Source organism: Glutamicibacter creatinolyticus (genome assembly GCF_006094275.1).
Lineage (GTDB): Bacteria > Actinomycetota > Actinomycetes > Actinomycetales > Micrococcaceae > Glutamicibacter > Glutamicibacter creatinolyticus.
This window is the reverse complement of record NZ_CP034412.1, coordinates 538,524-557,915: the sequence shown is the minus strand read 5'-3', so window position 1 is coordinate 557,915 and position 19,392 is coordinate 538,524. Positions and strand designations below refer to the sequence as shown.

Here is a 19,392-nt window from a genome sequence, read left to right as displayed (position 1 = left end):
CGGGGATGAGGTTGGCTACCGGCCGCTACCGGGCCTTGTCGATGACCTCGTCCACGTCGAAGAAGTGGGAGAGCACCGGACGGTCCCCCCGCTTTTCCTTGGCGAACTGCAGGCCGTCAACGTTGACCCGCATCTGCCGCTGGTATTCGTCGGTCTGCTGCATCCAGGCGGTGGTGGTGCCGTCCACCCCGTAGAAGTAGCGGAAGCCGGCGTCCTTGAAGACCTTGTAGCGGGACCCGGAGTACTGGCCCACCTGGGCGATGTCCGAACCGAACGGGTAGATCAGCTGGTCGGTCTTGCCCACCAGCGGCTCCACTTCGTCCTTCCACAGCTTGGTGTCGCGCTTGAGCCGGTCCAGGGAGACCTTTCCGGTGGCGATGTGGCCCCAGGAGTGCGAGGCGAAGACCCAGCCGTTGTCCTTCATCGCCTCGGCCACTTCCTTGGCGGCGGCCTTGTCCTTGTCCATGTTCTTGTTCTCCGGGTACTGGCTGTCGGAGGTGCGGTAGCCGAACAGGCCGTTGTAGCCGGTCATCGCCAGCAGCCCGCGCGCCCCGCGGTAGGAGAAGTCGGGGTGTTCCTCCACGAAGTCATCGACCATGGTGCTCACGTCGTAGGCGCCGGTGTGTTCCTTGCCCTCGGCGTCGGTGTAGACGTTGCGCACCTTGCCATCGTCGGTGACGATGAGCTTGTCGGCGAACCCGTCCCCGTCCATGTACTCATAGTAGCTCACGTCATCGATGGACAGCACCAGCGGCTTCTTGCCCTTGGGCAGCATGATCTTGCCGTACTTCATCTTCCCGTTCTTGTCGGGCTTGGCGAAGTCGGTCGGGTTGACCAGCACGTAGTCGCGCTCGTAGAGCTGGTCCAGGATCTTGGAGAATTCGTCCTGGGTGACCATGTAGTCCTTGTAGCCCTGGGCTTCCCCGTCCCCGTCGAAGGCGCGGTCGGTGTCGATCACCAGGGAGTGGAAGAACAGGTGCGGGATCTGGTTCGGCTTCTCCCAGGCCACCGTCGCGTCCTTTTCCTCCTGCAGGCCGCTGGCCAGCGAGCTGAGTTCCTCATTGGGTTCGTCCTTGACCAGCTTCATCGCCGCGTCATAGTCGTACCCGTCGGCCAGCCGGTTGACCTCGGCCTTGACCTGCTTGACCCGTTCGGCTTCCTGGGCCTTGGCCTGCTCCTGGCTCTGTTGTTCATCCTGCTGCGATCCGGCGGCCTCCGGGCCGCCCGCAGCGTCGTCTGCCTGGCTGCAGCCGGCCAGCAGCAGGGAGAGAATTGCCACGGATGAGAGCAGCTTGGTTCGGTTCACGGGTTGACAGCCTCCAAAGGTCGGCAGGTTTACGCTTTCCTTGCTTCGACCCTACACAGGCCGGGGCCGGTTCAGAACCGCCGGTGTAACTTTGGACAAGCGTGTTGCCCGAGGTGAACATTCCCCTCCTACTCAGCCCCGGGTGCCCGGGTTGCTTCGGCTGTGGCGCCCACCGCGTGTTGCAGCAGATGAACTAGGATAAACAGGTTAGGCAGGAGACAAGGACGAAGGAAGTTTATGCAGCCCTCGCACCGCGCGAATCGCTTGTGGCACCAGTCCCAGCAGTTCCGCCGGTCCGCCGCCTACCGGCTGATCACCGCCCCGCCGTGGGCGCTGGCGTTTATTCGGGCCGAATTCACCGCCGACCGTCCCCGGGTGTCCCTGGAACTGTTCCACGCCTCCCTGGATTCCTTCCTGCGCCAGGCCCGGGACAGCGAAGAGCAGGTTCCGGCCAGTTCCACGGCCGAGGACTTGGCCGAAGGCTGGGTGCGCCAGGGCATCCTGGCCCGGCCGCTGATTGACGGACGCTTCAGCTACGAGCCGTCCGCGGCGACCCTGCGGGTGCTTCGCTTTTTGGACGAGCTGTCCACCGACGACTCGCGGCTGAACTCCTCCCGGCTGAACACGCTGCTGACCTCGCTGGAATCCCTGGCCCATGAGACCGACCCGGACCCGCAGGCCCGCATCCGGGCGCTGGAGGCGGAGATTGCCCAGCGCCAGGCGAAGATCGATGCGCTGCGGGCCGGGCACGACCCGGCGGTGCTTTCCCCGGCCTCGGCCTTGTCGGCCACCCGCTCGGTACTGGATTTGGCCTCCAGCCTGCCCGCCGACTTCCGGCGGATGCGTGACGGGGTGCGCCAGATGCTGCACAGCCTGCGTGAGGGGATCCTGGATGCCTCCACCGCCAAGGGCGTGGCCGTGGGCCAGGTGCTGGAGGCCGACCGGCAGCTGCGCTCCACCGCGGAAGGGGAAACCTTCTCCGGCTTCACCGAATTCCTCGGCTCTCCCGAGGCGCAGCAGCGTTTCCGGGCCGCGGTCAACGAGGTGCTGGAGCGCGACTTCGTCGATGACCTGCAGGCCCCCGAACGCCAGATCCTGACCAACCTGTTGCGCGAACTGCGCCGCCAGGCCGCTGAGGTCCACGAATCCTACGGCCGGCTCTCCGAATCGCTGCACGCGTTCGTGCAGTCCGAGGACTACCAGCAGGCGCAGCTGCTGCGCCAGGCGGTGCGTGAAGCGGAGCTGGCGATCAGCCGTTCCACGAACCTGAAGCCGCGCAGCGCGCTGGCCCCGTTGGACTTGTACGCCCCGCAGTTCGTGACCCTGCACGGGCTGGGCATCTTTGACCCTTCCGAGCATGTGGCTCCCCCGCCCCTGGCCGAGGCGCCGCAGTTCGACGCCGCGGACATCGTGCGCACCCCCAGCACCGCGAAGGCCGACATGCCCTTCCTGCGCGAGGCGGTGCGCACCGGGCTGGAGGACGCCGGCCATGCCCCGGTGGCGCTGCACCAGCTGTACACGCGGCTGCCGGCCGAACACCGGCACCTGAACACGATCAGGGCGCTGATCGAGATCGGACGGACCAACGGTGAGGCGCTGAGCCTTGCCGAACTGCACCCGGTCGAATACTTCCAGGTCGATGGCAGCACCCGTACCGCCCTGCTGCCCGCACTGAGCTTTACCAAGGAGCCGCTATGAGCACCAGCACCGTGAACCCCGAAACGATCACCGAGCCCCTGTTCGACGGCGACACCGGTTCCTTCCCGGTGCAGCTGCGCCAGCTGCTGGTCAAGCTGCTGCGCGGGCCCTACCTGGACGGCGCGGTGGACCCGGCCGGCTGGCAGCTGCTGCTGGATCAGCGCGCCGCGATCACCGGGTACGTCTCGGAAATCTTCCTGGGGTTGAGCATCGATCCCGAACGCAAGATCGCGATGCTCAACCCGGTGGACGTGGATTTGCCGCATTCGGCCCCGATCGCCCCGCGCCGTGGCCTGAAGCGGGACGAGACGCTGCTGGCGCTGCGCCTGCGCCTGCTGCTGGAACAGCATTCGGGCAGCGGCACCGACGCGGTCATTTCCCGCACCGCCATGCACGAGATCCTGGCCGAGCACCGCACCGCCAGCGACCGCGACGACAAGCGCTTCGCCGAGTCCTGCGACGCGGCGATCGGCCGGCTGAACACGCTGCGGCTGATCACCGGCACCGAGCTGGTCGACGAGTACCGCATCTCCCCGGCTCTGGCGATGGCCCTGCCGATCGCCAGCATCCAGGACATCCCCGGCTACATCGCCGCGATCGACAACACCGAGGCGCAGCCGGCGCTGCCCGATCAGCCAGGTGAAGGCCACCAGGGGCAGTTGGCGGAGGATCCTGATGAGCCGCCGCTGCCCGGCGGGGGCGACGCCCGGATCAGCGACGAATCCCAGATGGTTCAGGAGTAGCACCGATGAGCATAGAAATGACCTTGCCGCTGGGCGACACCCTCAACCCGGGCCAGCACCGGCTTTCCCGGATCCAGATCGTGAACTGGGGCACCTTCCACGGCCTGCACACCCTGCAGGTGGACCGGGCCGGGACACTGATCACCGGGCACCCGGGGGTGGGCAAGTCCACGCTTTTTGACGCGATGGGCCACCTGTTCTTCGCCACCCCGAGGCTGAACGAGTCCGCCAACGACGCGGCCACCCGCGAGGATCGGCGCACCACGTTCTCCTACATGCGCGGACGCAAGTTCAAGACCGGCTCGGGCACCGTCTACCAGCGGCCCGGGGCCACCTGGAGCGCGGTCAGCCTGGGCTACGAGGACGGGATGGGCAACACGGTCACCGCCGCGGCCGTCTTCGACCTGCCCGAGGCGGGCCTGGAGAACCAGGTCTCCAAGCACTACCTGCTGTGCGAGGGGCCGCTGGATGTGGCCGAGCTGGAACACCATGGGGCGCGGCGCTTCACCGTCTCCTCGCTGCAGAAGCTGCTGGACCCGGCCGAGGCGTTCGACACCCACAAGGCGTTCGTGGAACGGCTGCGCCGCCGGCTCGGGGTGGAGAACGACAAGGCCTTCGCCCTGCTGCGCACCCTGCAGAACGGGAAGGGCCTGGCCAAGGGCGTGAACCAGTTCTTCCGCCACGAGGTGCTGGAGGAACCGGCCACCCTGAAGGCCGCGGCCGCGGCCGTGGAGGACTTCGCCCACCTGCGCGGCATCTACCGCCAGCTGGACACCGCCCGGCGCCAGCGCGACGTGCTGGCCCAGGTGCCGGCACAGAACCGGCAGTACGCGGCCCTGGCCGAGCAGATCGCCGGGATTGAGCAGCTGGTGAACACCCAGCTGGCCGAACTGGAGCAGGCCGTGCGCGCCCAGGTGCTGCGCCGGGACCTGCAGGTGCACACCACGCAGCTCTCCACGCTGCGCGAGCAGGAGGGGCAACTGCAGGCCCGCAAGGAGGAGCTGGCCGGCCAGCTTGGCCAGCTGCGCCAGCTGCAGGATGACACCGGCGCCCAGGCGCTGATGCTGCTGGAGCGGGAGGCCGATGCGGCGCGCAAGGCGCTGTCCGAAAAGGAGAGCGTGCTGCGTGCCCTGCACGAACAGGTCACCCAGGCCGGGCTGAGCTTTGACTTCAGCGCCACCGGCCTGGATGAGCTGCGCGCCAATGCGGCGCGCACCGTGCAGCAGCTGGACTCGATCACCAAGGACGCGCAGACCGTGGAGTACGAGGCCATGGCCTCGCTGATGAACCTGCGCCAGCGGGCGGCCAACCTGCAAAAGCAGATCGACTCCTACCAGCGGCGCACCAGCAACATCGATGACCGTTCGGTGGCCGCCCGGCGGGCGATCGCCTCGGCCAGCGGCGTGCCCGAGGACCAGCTGCCCTTTGCCGGGGAGCTGATGGACGTGGCCGCCGGCGAGGCGGGCTGGCGCACGGCCGCGGAAAAGGCGCTGCGCACCCTGGCCCGCTCGATCCTGGTCCCCGGGGAGCATTTAGCGGCGGTCACCCACGCCATCGACCAGCTGGACGGGCTGGGCCGGATCCGCTGGGTGGACATGTCCCAAACCCCCAAGCCGGCGGTTGCCGGGGCCTCGGACCTGGTGAGCAAGCTCGAATTCATGTCCACCGCCGCCGGGCACTGGCTGCAGGCCAAGATCACCGCCGACTATCCGCTGGTGTGCGTGGAAAACGATGCCCAGATGCACCGGCACGCCAAGGCGATCACCCCGGCCGGCACCCTGAAGTCCGGCACCGGCAGCTTCGAACGCGACACCCGCAGCCTGCCGGTCTCCGAGCACCTGCTGGGGTTCACCAACGAAGCGAAGATCACCGAGCTGCAGGCCAAGCAGGCCCGGCTGCAGGAGCAGATCGCCGACGCGCAGGCCGCCGCCGACCAGCGCAGCGCCGCCAAGGAGCAGGTGCTGGCCAAGGCGCGGGTGCTCCAGGCCCTGACCGAGGATGATCGCAGCTTCGCCCAGCTGGACACCTCCGCGGCGCTGGAGGCGCTGCGCCGCAGCGAACAGAAGCTCGGGGACGCGCTGAGCCGGTCCGGGGACTCCTCCGGGCTGCGTCAGCAGCTGAAGCAGGCCCAGACCGAATCCGATGAGGTGATCGGCCAGCTGGCGCTGATCCGCTCCCGGATCCAGGAGCTGGAGGCCGAGATCGCCAAGGCGCGCCGGGTGGTGCAGGCCCTGGGCGAGGAGCAGGCCGACGCCCGGCAGCTGCTGGGACGGCTGCCCGAGGGCGTCACCCAGCTGGAACCGGTCAAGACGGTGATCGGTGCGCTGCAGCAGGCCGAGCAGGCCGACCCGGCGCAGATCACCACCGTCTTCGCCGAGGCCCGGGTGCAGCTGACCGGTGAACTGGGCACCCTGAACGCCGAACGGGTGGCGGTGGCCAACGAGCTCAGCGACACCTTCAAGCGCTTCGCCCGCGAATTCGGCACCTCCCACGCCCAGACCCACGGCACCGGGGCGCAGGCCGGCGAACACTATGAACGGCTGCACGACCAGATCGTCGCCGAGGGCCTGCCGCACCATGAGGCCCAGTTCCGCGAGTACTTCGCCAACCGCTCCTACGAGCGCTTCAGCGACCTGCTGCAGCTGCTTGACGAGGAACGCAGGATGATCGCCGAACGCATCAAGCCGCTGAACCAGATCCTGGCCGACGTGCCCTTCGAGCACGGGTCGATCCTGCGCTTCGAGGTGGAGCCGGCCATCCCGGCCGAGGCCGGAACGTTCCGCCGCGAACTGAAGCAGGCCCTGAACGAGGCCTACAGCACCCGGGAGGAAAGCACCCTGAAGCGCTCCTACGCCGCGTTGGAGGCGATCGTGGAGGCGCTGGCCGACCCGGGCCGCAGCTCCTGGCGGGCCACCGTGCTGGATGTGCGCCACCACGTGGTGATCCGCTGCGATGAGCACAAGCCCAATGGCGAGGTGGAAACCGGGCTGGAGCCCGGAACCCTCTCCGGGGGTGAGGGCCAGCGCTTCACCTCGTTCGTGATGGGCGCCGCCCTGGCCTACCAGCTGGGCTTCGCCACCGCCGGGTTCACCTCCTACGGCACCGTGATGATCGATGAGGCCTTCATCCAGGCGAACTCGGAATATGCCGCCGCCGGCATCCGGGCCCTGCAGGAGTTCGGCTTCCACCTGGTGCTGGCCGCCCCGGAGGACAAGATCGACTTGAGCAGCCACCTGGGCTCCATCACCGACATCATCAAGCACCCGGGCTCGAACATCTCCGGGTTTGTCACCACCGGGCGCTCCCCGGCGATGGCCACCACCATCGCGCTGCGCGACTAGAAGGGGCGGCGGGCGGCGGCGTTGGTTGCCGCGGCCCCAACCTTGTGGTTAACCAGGTGAAGGGCTGGTCCCACCATCAGGTGGAACCAGCCCTTCACTGTGCCCAGCCCCGGAGGGCTACTCGGTGGCCAGGCCCTCCACCGGGGAGAGCTTCGCGGCCCGGCGGGAGGGGGTCAGCGAGGCCAGCAGCGCGGCGACCAGGCTGACACCCAGCACCAGAGCCAGCTGCAGCCACGGGATGTCGAAGTACACCGTGCCCACGGCCGCCAGGGTGCTGTATGCCCCGAACATGCCGTAGATGACGCCCAGGATCAGGCCCAGCAGGGCGGCCACCCCGCCGATCAGCACCGCCTCCACCGCCAGCATGGAGCGCAGCTGCTTCTTCTTCAGGCCCAGGGCCCGCAGCAGCGAGTTCTCCCGGGTGCGTTCAAGCACCGAGAGGCTGAGCGTGTTGGCCACACCGATCAGCGCGATCAGCACCGCCACTGCCAGCAGGCCGGAGACGATCATCAGCAGCACGTCGATGATCTGGGAGAACATCGCCTTCTCGGTCACCCCGCCGCTGACCAGCGCCTGGTCAACGTTCAGGGTCTTGGAGATCTGCTCCACGATCTGCTTGACCTGGCTGTCGCTGACCGAGTCGTCCAGGCGAACCAGGGCACCGCCCATCACCTCTTCATGCTGCAGCCCGATCCGCTGCGCGGTGTCCTGGGTGATCATGTTCGGCAGGTAGCTGGCCGAGGAGGTGACCAGCTTCAGCTCATGCCCCTTGATGGTGGCCGTGGTGGCCTTGGCGTCCCCGCTGGCCCCGCTGGTGTACACCAGCTCGCCGTCCTGCGGCAGCGGGGCGTTTTGCTGCAGCACATCCTGCAGCGTCGTGGTGTCCACGATGAACAGGTAGGACTCGTCGCTGGTGCCGTTGTCCAGCTCGATCTTCGGTGCCCCGGATTCGTACCGGCTCACCGCCGAGATCCCCTCAATCTGGCGCAGCTGGGTTTCCTGCGCCGGGTTCAGGTCCCCGGACTGGACCATCAGGTCCACCGGGTATTCCTCGGTCAGCCCCTGGTTCAGGGACACCTTCGCGCTTTGCCCGCCCACCATGATCATGGACACCAGGGTCACGCCAATCAGCAGCGCCGTCGCGGTGGCCGTGGTGCGACCGGGGTTGCGCACCGAGTTCAGTGCCGCCAGCTTGCCGGCCACCTTGCCCCCGGAGACCAGGCGCCCGATGCCGTACACCGCGGAGGGCACGAACAGCGAGGCGAGCATCAGGATGCCGGGGAAGGAGAACAATCCGCCCAAAAAGGCGATCGGCAGCGACTTGAGCATCGCCCCGGCCACCAGCCCGGCGATCCCGGCCAGGGCCAGGATGGCGCCAAAGACGATCCGCAGCTTGCCGGCGCGGTTCTTCACACTGGCCGCGTCAAAGGGGCGCAGCGCCGCCAGCGGGGCCAGCTTCATGGCCCGGCGGGCCGGAACCCAGGCGGAGAGCACGGTCATCACGATGCCGATGGCCAACGGCACCAGCAGCACCTTCAGATCCAGCGCCAGGGTGGCGTAGGCCATGTCCGGCACCGTCACCTGCAGCAGCTTGATCAGCCCGGCCATCAGGCCCACCGCGGCGGCCACGCCGAGCAGCGAGGAGACCACGCCGATCAGCAGCGCCTCAATGAGCACCGAGGAGCGGATCTGCCCCCGCTTGGCCCCCAGGGTGCGCAGCAGGGCCAGTTCGCGGGTGCGCTGGGCGATCACCACGGAGAAGGTGTTCATCACCACCAGGCCGGTGACCACCAGGGCCACCAGGGCGAAGATCAGCAGCACCACGGTCAGCTGGTCGGTGCCGCCGGTGAGCTGGGCGACGTCCTCGATGATCTTTTCATCGGCGGTAAGCACCGAGGCGCTCTTCACCGACTGCTCGGCCAGTTCTTCGCGCAGCGCCTGCGCGGCGGCGGAAACGTCACCGGAGGCGTTGACGATCAGCTCATCCAGTTGCGCCTGCTCGCCCATCAAAAATTCAAAGGCGTCTTCGGACACGCCCACCTGCATCATCCCGCCCATGAACGGGTCGGCGCTGGGGGCGCTGAGCCCCACGATGCGCACTTCCTGCAGTCCGTCCTCGCCGCTGACCCCGTCCAGGGCGACGACGTCCCCCAGCGAAAGGCCTTCCTCCTGGGCGCCCTTCTCATCGACGGTGATCTCGGTTTCCTTCGTCGGGGCCCGGCCCTCGATCAGGTTCAGCCCGGAGAAGCGGTTCTCGGCGGAGACCGGAACCAGCCAGGCGCCGAACGCGTTCTTGTCGGTGCGCAGGCTGGTGCCGGCCCGCACCGAACCGTAGGCGGTGGACACCTCGGGCAGCTTGCGCACCGAGTTCAGCACGTCCAGGGTCATGGGCTTGTCCGACTCGGTGCCGTAGTCCTCGTTCTTCCAGTCCTGGAAGGCCACCAGGTCGGCGTTGCGGTAGACCTCGCCCACGGAGTTCTTCAATGTGGCCCGGGTGGAGGTGTCCACCGCCAGGCTGGCCCCGAGGAATGCGGTGCCGATGGCCACCGCCAACACCGCGGCGATGTAGCGCCGCGCATAGGTCTTGATATTCGCTAATGCGACGTGAAGCATGATCAGTCCTACTCCGCCAGGTTGGCCAGCGCGTCGGTCACCGAGGCAACGGTCGGCTCGGCCAGCTTGCCCACCAGCTGCCCGTCCTTCATCAACAGCACTTCGTCGGCGTAGGAGGCGGCCACCGGGTCGTGGGTGACCATGATGATGGTCTGGCCCATTTCGCGGGTGGAGGCGCGCAGCAGGGACAGCACTTCGGCGCCGGTGCGCGAATCGAGGTTGCCGGTGGGTTCATCGCCAAAGACCACCTCGGGGCGGGTGAGCAGGGCGCGGGCCACGGCCACACGCTGCTGCTGGCCGCCGGAGAGCTCGTGCGGCTTGTGATCCAGGCGGTCGTTCAGCCCCAGGATCCCCACCACCTGCTCGAACCAGGCCGGGTCGTGCTTCTTGCCGGCCAGCGCCAGCGGCAGCAGGATGTTGTCCCGCGCGGTGATGGTGGGCACCAGGTTGAAGGACTGGAAGACGAAGCCGATCTGTTCGCGGCGCATCTCGGTCAACTGGTCGTCGCTGAGCTGCATCAGGTTCTTGCCGCCGATCAGGATCTGCCCGTCATCGGCGGTGTCCAGCCCGGCCAGGCAATGCATCAGGGTGGACTTGCCGGAGCCGGAGGGGCCCATGATGGCGGTAAAGCGCGAACGCACGAAGGAAACGTCAACGCTCCTCAACGCCTCGACACGGGTCGAGCCGTGCCCGTAGGTCTTGGTCAGGCCCCGGGCCTGCACGGCGAAATCTGTTTCCACAACGGTTTCTTGATTCATAGTCCAAGACTACAAACCCGCATGCCACCAAGGGATCGGCCAAATGAACGGTGTTTGGCGCCACAGTGTCATACCAGGGGTGGAGAGCTGCGCCCACCGGCCGTCGCAGTGCCGCAAGGCACGCGCCCCACACGATCAGCAGTCCACGTGGTATTCGCTCCGGCGATGTGAGGCCGGTTCGATCTGGAAGGTCGAGTGGCTGATGCTCACCTCGAAGTGCTCGGCGACGCATTGCTGCAGCAGGCGCAGCAGCTCGCCGGTGGAGTCCGAGGAGAACATTTCATCGGCCACCACCACGTGGGCGGTGAGCACCGGAAGGTTCGAGGCGATCTGGCTGGCGTGCAGGTCATGCACCGCCAACACCCCGGGCAGCTTCTCCAGGTGCTGGCGCACGTCATGCAGGTCCAGGCCCCGGGGGGTGGATTCGAGCAGGATGTGGGTGGTCTCCCCCAGCAGCTTCAGTGCGCGGGGCACAATCAGCGCGGCAATGAACAGTGCGGCCAGCGAGTCGGCGGTGGCCCAGCCGGTCAGCCAGATGACCACTGCGGCCACAATGACCGCCACCGAACCCAGCGCGTCGTTCAGCACCTCCAGGAACGCGGCGCGCATGTTCAGGTTGTCCTGCCGCCCGGCGAAGATGATCCACATGGAAACCAGGTTGCCCAGCAACCCAATTACGCCAAAGACCAGCAGGCCGGTGGACTGGATCTCGGCCGGTTCAAAGATGCGGCGCACCGCGTCAATGGCCGCATAGATGCCCACCGCCAGCAGCAGCGCCGCCTGCAGCGTCGCGGAGAGCACCTCGGCACGTCGGAAACCCCAGGTGCGCTGGTCGGTGGATTTGCGCATCACCAGGTTGGCGGCGGTCAGCGCCATCAGCAGCCCCAGCGTGTCGGTGAGCATGTGGGCGGCGTCCACCAGCAGCGCCAGCGAGTTGGTCAGCAGCGCCCCGACGACCTCGGCGATCAGGATCGTGGCGGTGATGCCAAACGCCCAGGCCAGGCGTTTGCGGTTCATCTCGGCCAGGCCGTGGTCATGGGAGTGGTCATGGGACACTGTGCAGCGCCTCCTGGTTGGAATTCGGGCCTTCGTGTTCGTCGAGCCAGTGGTGCTCGCCCCGCTCGGCGCGCACCAACGGTCCTGCGTGTTTCAGCAGGGTCTGCAGCCCCGCCTCGTCGTTCAGCGAGTAGAGGCTGGAACGCCCCACCGAACGGGCCTTGACCAGGTTGCCTTCGCGCAGGCACGCCAAATGGGCGCTCACGGTGCTTTGGGCCAGGCCCAGGTGCTCGGTCAGTTCCTTGACCTTGTGCTCCCCGGTCTTCAGGTGTTCCAGGATCATCAGCCGCATCGGGTCGGCCAGGCAGTGGAAGAGGGCCGCGGTGCGTCGGCGGGTCACCGCACCCGCATCTTCATCGGTCACTGACTCTATTATCGCCATATAACGATGATAGCAGGAACGGACGCGAGGGCAAGCGGGGCCAGGCGGCAGTGGCAGGATGGTGGCATGGGAGATTTAATCATCGGGGTCGACGGGCTGGCGCGGCCCCCGTGGGCAGCCAGCAGCGAGCTGCTGCGTGAGTACTACGACACCGAATGGGGCATGCCCATCACCGATGAGCGCGGCCTGTTTGAGCGCCTGAGCCTGGAGGCCTTCCAGTCCGGCCTGTCGTGGGCGATCATCCTGAAGAAGCGGGAGGACTTCCGCCGGGCATTCGCCGGCTTTGACCCCGACGCGGTCGCGGCCTTCGGCCAATCGCAGATTGACCAGCTGCTGCAGGACGCGGGGATCGTGCGCAACCGGCGCAAGATTGAGGCCACCATCAGCAACGCGCGGGCAACCGTCGCCCTGCGCGCCGCCGGCGGATTATCGGAGCTAATTTGGTCACACCGCCCGCAGCACACCCCACAGCCGGCCACCCTGGCCGAGATTCCCACGCAGAGCCCCGAATCGGTGGCGCTGTCCAAGGCGCTGAAACGGGCCGGCTTCAGGTTCGTGGGACCCACCACCATGTTCGCGCTGATGGAGGCCATCGGCATGGTGGACACCCACCTGCTGGGTTCGCACCGCCGCGGCAGTTCCGGAATCTGGCGACAGTGACGCACCGGTTCCGCCTCACCTCCACCGGGGCGCTGGATGTGGCGCATCTGTTCCAGGTGCTGCAGGTGCATTCACTGCCCATTCAGGAAACCCTGGATCCGGCGCAGGGCACGATCACCCGGCTGTTGCGCACGGCCACCGGCTGGCAGCTGACCGAGCTGCGGGTAGATGCCGGCGGCGTCGGGGTGACCACCGAGGCGCCGGCGAGCGCCGAAGCAGGGCTGCGGGACGCCGTGACCCATTGGCTGGGGTTGGCGCAGGACGGCACTGCGGGATTGCGCCGCCTGTCCAGGGATCCATTGCTCAGCGCCTGCGCCCGAAGGCATCCGCACCTGCGCCTGATCAGCTACCCGGATTTCTTTGAGGCCCTGGTGACTACGGTGCTGGGTCAACAGATTTCCACCCGTGCCGCCCGCACGCTGGCGCTGCGGCTTGTCACGGCACTGGGGGTCGAGCACGCGAGCGGGTTCCACGCCTTTCCAGAGGCCGCGAGGGTCGCCGGAACATCGGTTCCCGATTTGGTGTCCATCATCAGGTGCCCCGCCTCCCGGGCGGCAACCTTGCAACGGGTGGCCCAGTGGTACCTGGATTTCGGCCCGTCGATGAAGGCCCCGGCCCCGCAGCTGCGCCAGAGTCTACTGGCCCTGAAGGGAGTCGGCCCGTGGACGGTGGATTATGTGGCGTTGCGCGGGCTGCGCGACCCGCGCGTCTTCTTGGCTTCGGACCTGGTGGTGCGCCGCGCCCTGCAACTGCTGGGCTGGGAGCAGAAGGCGTCCCTGCTGGATTGGGAAAAGGACAACGCGCTGGCGACCGTGCTGCTCTGGAAGGTCGCGGGCGAACTTGGCGCTCTGCCAGGCGCAGGTGCGCTACCGATGTGAGGACGGCCCTGGCTCACCCAGGCAAATCTCACGCAGCCAAAACCCGGACTTAAAACAGAAGAAGCGCATCAAGGCGTGCATGCTTGATGCGCTTCATTCTGCGAATCGGCTGACTGAGCAGGTCAGCCGTTCCCTTTCCCTTTTACTTCAAGCCGGCTAGGCCGACCACCGCCGGGGATTGAGCAAGTCCCGTGACGGCTCTTGGTCGACTCGCATCGACCAAAGTCAGCGCCTCCCCCGACCACACACGGGGAAGGCTCCGCACTAAGCATACGACACCCCACCACAATAACGTCAAGTGCATCTGGCTTAATTTTTCAAAGCTTTTCTTAGGTGTGTCTAATCTAAGAAAAAGCGGCCCGGAGCGGGTGTCGCTCCGAGCCACTGCGGGGCCAGGCCCCTAGAATCTTCCGCCGCTGACGCTATTTTGCCGGCGCCGGCTCCTCGTCAAAGATCTGGCCGATGGCGCTGCGCTTTTCGGCCTGGAATTCATCCTCCACCCGGCCGTAGGCCCAGTACGCGGACAGGGACATCGCCTGGCGCTGCACTTCGCGCTCCCCATGGAAGTACATGCGCAGTTTTTTCATGACCTCACGCTCGCCGTGGCAGAAGATCTGCACCTTGCCCTCGGGCCACGGCACCTGGCGAACCGCCTGTTCAAGGATGGTTGTCTGCGGAGAGAACGGCGCATTGCGGTGCAGCCAGGTGATCTCGATGCCCTTCGGCGCCTGGAACTGTACTTCGTCCTTGGCATCGTTGACCTCGATGATCACCCGCCCAACCATGTCCTCATCCATGGCCTCCAGCGCGCAGGCGATGGCAGGGATCGCGGTTTCGTCCCCGACCAGGAACTGGAAGTCGTACTCCGCGCTGGGCGCATAGCGTCCGCCGGGACCGCTGAAGCAGATCTTGTCACCGACCTGCGCGTCGCGTGCCCACGGCCCGGCCAGCCCCTCGTCCCCGTGGACCACAAAGTCGATGTCCAGTGTCCGGGCCTCGGTGTCCACGTTGCGCACAGTGTAGGTGCGGCGTACCGGCAGATCCTGGGCCGGGAGAATGGCCCGCAGCTCATCAAGGTTGTAGGGCGGCTGCAGCCCCAGCTCGGGCTTGGCGAAGAGGATCTTCACGTAGCGGTCGGTGACCTCCTTGTCCTGGTAGTCGGAAAACCCTGGACCGCCGAAGGTCAGGCGCACCAGGTGCGCGGAGATCTGCTGGCGAGCCACCACTTCGAGCACTACCTGCGGACGCACCGGACGACGACCATCACTCTTGGCCACAAAAACACCCCTTGAACTAATAGGTTAGATATAGCTAGCCTAATTCATTTTTGGGCCCAACGGCACCTAGCGCCCAAAGACCGGCCGCCCCTGGAAGGGTGCCAGCCCGGCGCGTTCGGCCTCACTCAGGCGCTGTACCCGCGAGCTGGCGGTGTCAAAGAAGGCCAGCGTGGTGGTGGCCCGCACACACAGGGTGTCCTCCACGGGATCCCGGAATTCATAGCAGATATCGAAGCTGGCCGGCTTCACGCTTGCGATCCACAGGTCCACGTTGACCGGGACGTTGCGGTATTCCAGCGGTCTGGAGTACCGCACGCGGTGTTCGACCACCAGGATCTGGACCCCGGCCGGGACGGCGGAGAAGATATCCACCTTCGGACGCATCCCCGGCGCGCCGGTGCCCCCGGGCACGCCAAAGCCGGCGATGCGCGCCTCCTCCATGAGCCTGATCAGGTTCACGTTGTTCACGTGCCCGTACGCATCCATGTCGCCCCAGCGCATGGGGACCTCGACGCGCAATACGGTTCCGGCTTCCATCGTTTTATCCCTTTCCGTCATCGGCCTGGCTCCCGGACTCCGGCGCGGCTGCGGCGCCACGCTTTTCACCTTCCAGCAGGCCCAGTTGCTGCAGCCGCAGCGCGATGCGCGATCCGTCGGCCTCGTAGACCCAGTCGGTGTCCGGGGTGGACATTTGCAGCTCGTGGGAGCGACCGCCGGCCAGCACCGCCTCGGATGGGGTGAGCTGGCGGATGACAATGGCACGCACGTGCTGCGGATAGCGCCGAGCGAACTCGGCGTAGGTGCTCGGGTCATGCTGCCCGTCGTCACCGATCAACACCCAGCGGATGTTGGGGAACTCGTGGGCCAGGCGGCGCAGCTGGTCCACCTTGTGCTGGACTCCGCTGCGGAACCAGGCACTGGGAGTGGGTCCCCAGTCGGTGAGCAGCATGGGCCCCCGGGGATAGAGGTTGCGGCTCAGGAACCGGTTCAGGGTCTGCGCGACATTCCAGGCGCCGGTGGAAAGATAGATGGTCGGGGTGTTGGGGCGCGATGTGACCAGCCGCTCCATCATGACCGCCATCCCGGGGGTGGGCACCCGGGCATGTTCGGAGAGCACAAAGGAGTTCCAGGCCGCCAGCAACGGCCGGGGCAGCGCGGTGACCACCACGGTGTCGTCCACATCGCAGATCACCCCGGTGCGCTGGTTTTCGTCAATGACCAGCACCTCGGTGCTGGCTCCTTCCCCCTGGGCCACACTGACATCCACCCGGTGCCACCCGGGGGTCAGGTCGACGCTGAGCTTGGCATCAATCACCCCGCCGCGGTCGGCGTGGACCTTGAAGTCCTGGCCGGCCACGTGGACCATGACCTCGGCGTAAGGCAGGATCGGGGAAATGAAGTTTCGAAAGCCGCGAATCCCGTCCTCGATCATCTGGGCCTTGTGTCGCCCGTTTTCGAAGAATCCCGGACGCGCCAGGGCGACCCGGGCGAAGACGCGCACCCAGCCCCCGTCGCCGCTGCTGTATCCATAACCCAGATACGGCATAATGATGGGACGCAGCCCCCGGCCCTGAGCCCGACGGGCGCGCCAGCGGTGAAAGCCGTCTTCCATGCGTGCGGCAATATGGCGCGCGGTGCCGTCAGTTGCAGCATGAGTCATGCAACCAGTCTTTCACGACTGGCCCCGACTGGGGGTGTCGCCAGAAATTTGTGCCCGAATGCACTGGACTTTTTCTACAGGACGTAGAAAACTGAGGGTATGAGATTTGAACACGACAATGACGATCCGGTCCTTAAACTGACCGAGGAACAGTGCTGGGAATTGCTGGCCCATAGCGCCCACGGACGTGTTGCCACCGCCGCGGCGGGCATCATCGACATCGTTCCCGTGAATTTTGCCGTGCACAAGGGCTATATTTTCATCCGCACCGCTCCGGGCAACAAGCTCGCGGCAATGACCGTGAACTCCTCCATCGCCTTCGAGGCCGACGGGGTGCTCTCCGACGAAGCCTGGAGCGTCGTGGTGCACGGCACCGCGGCCGTGCTGGAAAGCGAGGAGGAGATCCGCGAGGCCCGCGAGTCGGGCGTCACCCCGTGGATCCCCACCCTGAAGGACGCCTGGGTCCGGGTCAAGGTCGAGCGGATCTCCGGACGCCACTTCATCCTCGGCGCCCAACCCGAGGTTACCGACGAGGCCTGATTCCCGCTTCACCCGCCCTGCCCCGCGCCGGGCGCCACCACGCCAGGGGACCGGGAATTCTCGCGGTCCCCTGACGTTTCCCATCGGCGGTGCCCGACGCTAGGAGTAGTCGTAGAACCCGGCGCCGCTCTTGCGTCCCAGACGGCCTTCGGCGACCTTCTCGGCTATCAGCGGGTGCGGCTTGTCGGCGGCGTCGCCGGTCTCGGCGTAGGTGGCCTGGGCGATGAAGTCGATGACGTCGATGCCCACCAGGTCCATCAGTTCAAAGGGACCCATCGGATGTCCCAGCGCGGTCTTGGCCGTGGTGTCGATGTCCAGGAAACTGGCGACCCCGTTGGCGGCCAGTTCCAGCGCCTCGCGCTGCAGCGCGCCCATCATGCGGTTGGCGACAAACCCGGGGACCTCCTTCTGCACCAGCACCGGGTCCTTGCCCATGGCGCGCGCCACCTGCATCACGGCCTCCACGGTGGCGTCACTGGTGTGTTCGTTGCGCACCACCTCGACGCACTTCATGACCAGGGCCGGGTTGAAGAAGTGCATGTTGCACACCAAGTCCGGGCGCCCGGAAGCCTGCGCCACATGCGAGGAGGCCAAGGTGGAGGAGTTGGTGGCCAGGATCGCGTGTGCCGGGGTGCTGCGGCCCAGCTGCTCAAAGAGCGCCTTCTTGACCTCCAGCTTCTCCACGGCCGCCTCGATCACCAGATCCGCGTTGCCGGCCGCCGCGTCCAGGTCGGTGCTGCGTTCCAGCCGGGCGAGGGCCGCGTCGGCATCGGCCTGGGTCAGCTTGCCCTTGGCCACCCGGCCCGCGGCCCACTTATCCAGTTCCCGCCCCGCGGCCTTTAGCGCCTCGCCGGAGATGTCGTTCAGGGTGGTGTTGTAGCCGGCCAGGGCCGCGCTCATGGCGATCTGGCGCCCCATGGTTCCCGCCCCGATGACCAGGATCCGCTGTATCTGCATCGTTGTCCTTCCGATTCCCGTGCCCGTGCTAGCCGCGCAGGTAGGTGGTGGTGGTGTGCGTATAGAATTCGCGGGCCGCGGCCCCTTGTTCCTTCGGCCCGTATCCGGAGGCCTTGGCCCCACCGAAGGGTACGTGCGGGTCGGCCCCGGCCGATTCGGAATTCACATGCAGAATACCCACATCAAGCTGCTGTTGCGCGCAAATCGCCGTGGCCAGGTTGGTGGTGAACAGCGCCAGGCTCAGCCCGAACTCACTGTCCTGGGCGGCGGCGAAGGCCTGCTCGGCGCCGGCGACCTGGATGACCGAGAGGATGGGGGCAAAGAATTCCTCACGCCATCCCGCGTTCTCACGCCCCCGCGGCCCCTCGGGCAGCTGCAGGATGATGGGCGGCATGAACCCGGCCTCCTGCGGGGCGGCGCCCCGATAGCGGATGCTGGCGCCCTGCTCCAGGGCACGTTCCAGCCCCTGCTGGGCCGCATCGCGGGCCCGGGCATCCACCAGTGGACCCATGTGCACCGCCGCGTCCAGAGGGTCCCCGGTTACCCAGTCATCGAGCCGGGCGGTGAGCCGGCCCAAGAAGTCCTCGGCGATGTCCGCGTCCAGGATCAGCCGTGAGGTGGCGGTGCATTTTTGGCCAGTGGAGCGAAACGCGCCAAACAGCACCTGCTCCACGGCCAGTTCCAGGTCCGCGTCGGCCAGCACCACCGAGGCGTTCTTGCCGCCCATCTCGGCCTGCACCGGGACCCCGCGCGCCGCGCCGGCGGCGCACAGCTGGCGTCCGACCCCGGTGGAGCCGGTGAAGGACAGTCCGGCCAACCGCGGGTGGTCCATGATGGCATCGCCCAGTCGGCCCGGACCGATGACCAGGTTCAGCACCCCGGCGGGCAGGCCAGCGGCCTGAAGGGCCTCGACCAGCCGCATTGCCAGCAGCGGCACCAGGCTGGCGGGCTTGAACACCACGGTGTTGCCGAAGATCAGCGCCGGGGCGATCTTCCAGGCCGGAATAGCGATCGGGAAGTTGAACGGGGTGATGACCCCCACCACACCCAGCGGCTTGTGGGTCACCAGGATTTGTTCCCCGGCCCGTGGCGACTGGAACACCGTGCCGGCATCGCGTTCGGCCTGCCCGGCATAGTAGTCAAGGATCTGCGCGGCCCGGCGGACTTCACCGATCCCCTCCGCCAGCGTCTTGCCTTCCTCCCTGGACAGCTCGGCGCCCAGCTGTTCGGCGCGCTCACGCAGCCAGGCTGCGGCCCGCTGCAGGTAGCCGGCCCGGGTGGCCATGGGGGTTGCCGCCCAGTCGGCGGACGCCGCGTGCGCCGCGTCCAGGGCCTGCCCGACCTGTGCGGCGGTGGCCGCCGCCCCCTGGGCGAGGGTTCGTTCGGGGATGGCCGCAGCACTGGAGCTGACCTGCTGCCCCTGGCCGGGAACCCACTGGCCATTGAGGAATTGACGCAGCTCGACCACGGTGTTCTGTTCCTTCATATGCCTGACTTTCTAGATGCTGCCCGCTGGAGGAGGC

16 protein-coding genes are annotated in these 19,392 nt (G+C 67.0%); 6 read left to right on the top strand and 10 right to left on the bottom strand.

Annotated elements, in window-relative coordinates; genetic code table 11:
• Window positions 1–25: 25 nt before the first annotated feature.
• The gene (locus tag GcLGCM259_RS02610) at window positions 26–1,306 is read right to left on the bottom strand and encodes a polysaccharide deacetylase family protein (RefSeq protein WP_246049708.1); all 1,281 of its coding nucleotides are present in this window, start codon (window positions 1,304–1,306) and stop codon (window positions 26–28) included.
• Window positions 1,307–1,543: 237 nt separating this feature from the next.
• Here GcLGCM259_RS02610 and GcLGCM259_RS02605 point away from each other — a divergent pair, with 237 nt between their 5' ends.
• From GcLGCM259_RS02605 to GcLGCM259_RS02595, 3 genes are read left to right on the top strand one after another with little or no spacing between them, the layout of a single operon-like run.
• Window positions 1,544–3,004: a DUF3375 domain-containing protein gene (locus GcLGCM259_RS02605; RefSeq protein WP_138925667.1), complete on the top strand. Its 1,461-nt coding sequence runs from the start codon at window positions 1,544–1,546 to the stop codon at window positions 3,002–3,004.
• Complete coding sequence (locus tag GcLGCM259_RS02600) at window positions 3,001–3,747, top strand: DUF4194 domain-containing protein (protein WP_138925666.1); 747 nt, start codon at window positions 3,001–3,003, stop codon at window positions 3,745–3,747. Before GcLGCM259_RS02605 ends, GcLGCM259_RS02600 begins: the two co-directional genes overlap by 4 nt.
• 5 nt (window positions 3,748–3,752) lie before the next feature.
• Entirely contained in the window at window positions 3,753–7,088 is a 3,336-nt protein-coding gene (locus tag GcLGCM259_RS02595; protein WP_138925665.1) for an ATP-binding protein, read from the top strand.
• 117 nt (window positions 7,089–7,205) lie between these two features.
• On the opposite strand, the gene GcLGCM259_RS02590 is transcribed toward GcLGCM259_RS02595, so the two are convergent.
• The 4 genes from GcLGCM259_RS02590 to GcLGCM259_RS02575 all read right to left on the bottom strand — a co-directional run bounded on the left by GcLGCM259_RS02590 (window position 7,206) and on the right by GcLGCM259_RS02575 (window position 11,879).
• Window positions 7,206–9,701, bottom strand: a complete 2,496-nt coding sequence (locus GcLGCM259_RS02590; protein WP_138173452.1) for an ABC transporter permease — start codon at window positions 9,699–9,701, stop codon at window positions 7,206–7,208.
• An 8-nt stretch (window positions 9,702–9,709) separates the two neighbouring features.
• On the bottom strand, window positions 9,710–10,459 hold the full coding sequence (locus tag GcLGCM259_RS02585) for an ABC transporter ATP-binding protein (protein ID WP_054820852.1): 750 nt from the start codon (window positions 10,457–10,459) through the stop codon (window positions 9,710–9,712).
• A 135-nt stretch (window positions 10,460–10,594) separates the two neighbouring features.
• Window positions 10,595–11,515 (bottom strand): cation diffusion facilitator family transporter, encoded by a 921-nt coding sequence (locus GcLGCM259_RS02580; RefSeq protein WP_246049706.1) that lies wholly within the window; start codon window positions 11,513–11,515, stop codon window positions 10,595–10,597.
• Window positions 11,505–11,879: an ArsR/SmtB family transcription factor gene (locus GcLGCM259_RS02575; RefSeq protein ID WP_281283955.1), complete on the bottom strand. Its 375-nt coding sequence runs from the start codon at window positions 11,877–11,879 to the stop codon at window positions 11,505–11,507. Before GcLGCM259_RS02575 ends, GcLGCM259_RS02580 begins: the two co-directional genes overlap by 11 nt.
• An 84-nt stretch (window positions 11,880–11,963) precedes the next feature.
• On the opposite strand from GcLGCM259_RS02575, the gene GcLGCM259_RS02570 reads away from it, so the two are divergent.
• Complete coding sequence (locus GcLGCM259_RS02570) at window positions 11,964–12,557, top strand: DNA-3-methyladenine glycosylase I (RefSeq protein WP_138173448.1); 594 nt, start codon at window positions 11,964–11,966, stop codon at window positions 12,555–12,557.
• Complete coding sequence (locus GcLGCM259_RS02565; protein ID WP_171021091.1) at window positions 12,554–13,435, top strand: DNA-3-methyladenine glycosylase family protein; 882 nt, start codon at window positions 12,554–12,556, stop codon at window positions 13,433–13,435. The genes GcLGCM259_RS02570 and GcLGCM259_RS02565 overlap by 4 nt, the downstream gene beginning before the upstream one ends.
• Window positions 13,436–13,857: 422 nt before the next feature.
• On the opposite strand, the gene GcLGCM259_RS02560 is transcribed toward GcLGCM259_RS02565, so the two are convergent.
• The 3 genes from GcLGCM259_RS02560 to GcLGCM259_RS02550 all read right to left on the bottom strand — a co-directional run bounded on the left by GcLGCM259_RS02560 (window position 13,858) and on the right by GcLGCM259_RS02550 (window position 16,372).
• On the bottom strand, window positions 13,858–14,712 hold the full coding sequence (locus GcLGCM259_RS02560) for a siderophore-interacting protein (RefSeq protein WP_171021090.1): 855 nt from the start codon (window positions 14,710–14,712) through the stop codon (window positions 13,858–13,860).
• A gap of 66 nt (window positions 14,713–14,778) precedes the next feature.
• The gene (locus GcLGCM259_RS02555; protein ID WP_138174768.1) at window positions 14,779–15,249 is read right to left on the bottom strand and encodes an acyl-CoA thioesterase; all 471 of its coding nucleotides are present in this window, start codon (window positions 15,247–15,249) and stop codon (window positions 14,779–14,781) included.
• Window positions 15,250–15,253: 4 nt separating this feature from the next.
• On the bottom strand, window positions 15,254–16,372 hold the full coding sequence (locus GcLGCM259_RS02550) for an App1 family protein phosphatidate phosphatase (protein ID WP_138174770.1): 1,119 nt from the start codon (window positions 16,370–16,372) through the stop codon (window positions 15,254–15,256).
• A 99-nt stretch (window positions 16,373–16,471) separates the two neighbouring features.
• On the opposite strand from GcLGCM259_RS02550, the gene GcLGCM259_RS02545 reads away from it, so the two are divergent.
• On the top strand, window positions 16,472–16,912 hold the full coding sequence (locus tag GcLGCM259_RS02545) for a pyridoxamine 5'-phosphate oxidase family protein (protein WP_054820856.1): 441 nt from the start codon (window positions 16,472–16,474) through the stop codon (window positions 16,910–16,912).
• Between the two features lie 99 nt (window positions 16,913–17,011).
• On the opposite strand, the gene GcLGCM259_RS02540 is transcribed toward GcLGCM259_RS02545, so the two are convergent.
• Window positions 17,012–17,869 (bottom strand): 3-hydroxyacyl-CoA dehydrogenase family protein, encoded by an 858-nt coding sequence (locus GcLGCM259_RS02540; RefSeq protein WP_138174772.1) that lies wholly within the window; start codon window positions 17,867–17,869, stop codon window positions 17,012–17,014.
• 28 nt (window positions 17,870–17,897) lie between these two features.
• A complete protein-coding gene (locus tag GcLGCM259_RS02535; protein ID WP_138925664.1) occupies window positions 17,898–19,355 on the bottom strand; it encodes an aldehyde dehydrogenase family protein in 1,458 nt (485 codons plus the stop codon).
• Window positions 19,356–19,392 lie beyond the last annotated feature (37 nt).